The sequence below is a fragment of the Paenibacillus dakarensis genome, assembly GCF_001373415.1.
Taxonomy (GTDB): Bacteria; Bacillota; Bacilli; order Paenibacillales; family Paenibacillaceae; genus Paenibacillus_AQ; species Paenibacillus_AQ dakarensis.
On sequence record NZ_CDSE01000096.1, the window covers coordinates 1 to 3003 of the forward strand.

The 3003-nt window shown below is 45.1% G+C and carries 1 protein-coding gene and 1 pseudogene; both read left to right on the forward strand.

Annotation, left to right across the window (positions count from 1 at the left end):
* Window positions 1–878, forward strand: an 878-nt coding sequence (locus BN1234_RS20330; RefSeq protein ID WP_054958463.1) for an MraY family glycosyltransferase, incomplete at its 5' end; no start/stop codon positions are given.
* Window positions 879–1120: 242 nt separating this feature from the next.
* Window positions 1121–3003, forward strand: a pseudogene (locus BN1234_RS20335) (S-layer homology domain-containing protein); the annotation flags it as partial.

Genomic DNA, 3003 nt, shown 5'->3' on the forward strand with positions numbered 1-3003 from the left:
CATTTCTGATCGGCGGGTCCATGATTGTGCTGATCGGTGCATTGGATGACCGTTTTCAGCTGTCAGCGAAAGTGAAGTTCCTGGCGCAGATTGCTGCAGCCTGTGTTGTCGTATTCGGATTTGATATTACAGTTGATTTTGTAAATATACCTTTTCAGGATCGGTATTCTATGCTGGAAAGCTGGATTTCCATCCCGCTGACGATCTTCTGGATCGTAGGTGTAACGAATGCCATTAACCTGATTGACGGGCTTGATGGCCTGGCTGCCGGTGTATCCGGTATTGCTATTGGCACCATCCTTGTCATGTCCCTCATCATGGGGAATACTACAGTAGCATTACTTTGCTTGCTCTTGCTTGGTGGAATTATCGGATTCCTGTTCTTTAACTTCCATCCGGCCAAGATCTTTATGGGTGATGCGGGCTCGCTGTTCCTCGGATTCAGTCTGGCCATGCTGTCCCTGCTCGGGTTTAAGCAGATTGCGATTGTGTCCTTCATTACACCACTGATTATTATCGGTGTGCCGTTGTCGGATACCCTTTTCGCGATTATTCGCCGGAAGATCCAGAAGAAGCCGATCTTTGCCCCGGATAAAGGGCATCTGCATCACTGCCTGCGCGAGCTTGGATTCAGCCACCGCCAGTCGGTTCTGATCATTTACGGAATTGCTGCATTCTTCGGTGTGCTGGCTATTATCCAATCGTCGGCTGCGATGTATGAAGCGAACTGGGTCACCTTCGTCGTGATCTGTATCATGATGTTCTTCCTGCAGATCGGTGCCGAAGTCATCGGATTGATTGGCAAGACCAAGCGTCCGCTGCTCGGACTTATCCACCGGATTCGGGTAAAGGCCAACCCGGAGTCCCGTACCAAATAATGTAGAGTTGAAACGTTTCCCGATATTTTAATATTATTTCATATCTTTAGAGTGCAAGTGTACAAGCAGCCTCACCCGAACAGGGTGAGGTTTTTTTGTGGTTTTTTCTAAAATTAGGTGAGATTGGTGCCGATACATAAAGTACAAGACAATCTACATGATTGCGAATGCGAGGGAGAAGGGTGAGGTTCATGAAACAAGTGTCAGATGATTTAGAAAGGCAAAAGAAGGAGGCCCGAAACGTGAAGAAGAAATTCCGGTCCTGGGTAAGTCTCATGCTTGCAGTGGCCTTGATGTTTACACTCGTTCCAGTCAAGTCTATTGCTGCTGCTGATGCAGACAAGAATGCCGAGGGCGCATCATACTTCAGTTTTGATAACATCAGTATGGATTTGAACCATCCAACGCCTGAGAATCGCGGAACTGTCAAGATAACAGGTACTTTTAGCGGAGTCGTTCCGGGTTCCATTACTTACGACATTCAGCGCATGGATAGCCCGAACGCGAACGGAGAAGGGGCTAAACCGAACATTGATACCACGAGCAATCGGTTCGAAATGATTAATGTTCAGCTTTATCAAGGTGTCAACAGAATCGTTATTTCAGGTATAGATACCATTGAAGGCAAGAAGCGTGAAATTAGTGGCTACGTGAAGTTTACGGATGCTCCTGCTATTTATGAAGTGGCACTGAATGACGGGACGAAACTGGAGGATCCGGATAATTCACCAGAGCCTGTCATTACAACGAATCAAACCATCAGTATTTCCGTTAAAGCGGCAAACAGCAGCAAGAGCGTGACTGTCAATGGCGTATCGTTGTATGCAGGTGGCGGAGATTCCTATTATTCAGGCGGAATTAAGCTGAATGAAGGAACGAACCAGCTGGTCATTGTAGCGAAGTCCGAGTCCAAGGAACAGACCGTCATTCGTCAGGTCGTATATCATCCGGTTGGAAGTGTAACCCTGCATAATCCTGAATTTGGTGGTCAGAGCATTGATCATAATGCTGTTATCTCCGGTGTTAAACCTGTCAAAGGATCGGTGACTGGCGATATTATTCTCGATAAAGGGAATAATGCAACAAAAGCCATTATCGAATTGTACGGACCAGACTCCAAGGTTACCCCACTCGAAAGAGAGGTCATCACATTCTCAGGTGGTATGCCTAAAGGAGATATTATTAGATATAAAATTACGACTAAAGAATTTACTCTACCGAAGAACGGTCAATATGTATTACAAGTCACCGTGGGCGGTAAGAACAGACAGGTGCCATTCACATTCCGTGACAGCAGCTCACCAATAATTACAGATATATTCAGAATATTCCCTGATGGCAGTGAGTCAAGGTTCCCTGAAGGCAGTAATTTAACAGTTAGTGAGCTGCCGCTCATTATTTCCGTAGAGACCCAAAATGGCGGAACGGTCAGCCTGAAATCTACTGCCGGATCCAAGGGATTCACTTACACGAGCAATGGTAATAAGTTCACGATTACCAGCTTACCAACAGGACAACAGTCGATTATTGTAGAGGTTCGTGACGGAGCAGAGTTAACAGATTCTCGTGAACTGCCAATTACATTCTTGTCCGCTCCGTATATTGAAGTAGATGACCTGTACAATAATAAAGTATTTAAGGACCCTGCTTCTGAATTTACGGGTATCAGCGGTAGAGTTGTAAACTTTACACCAAGCAAATTGAAATTGAAAATTAATGGCAACTCTGTTGATGTTAATGTAACCAACGGCAAGTTCAGTATTTCTTCTGTAGGTAATGAAAAGCTGTTCACTCTGCTTCCAGGGCCGAACACGATTACCATCTCAGATATGAGTGGAACGCCAAAAACTGAATTTACCGTTTTGTATTTCAGTAATAACACTTCGATTATTAAAGCTATTACACCATTCTTAACGGGTTCAGTCTCATTTCCGGGTGCTGTCATCGATGAGGCATTCAAGGAAACAGGGAAGCTGGAGTATACAACATATGAGAAGAGCCTGGGGCTAACATTTAACGTTGAGAACACCGATGAAATTACAATAAACCGAAGCTATCCAAGCACAGGTCTGTATGCTGCATTTACGAAGAATGGACTGGGTTGGACGCTTACCGGCGGTTCTTT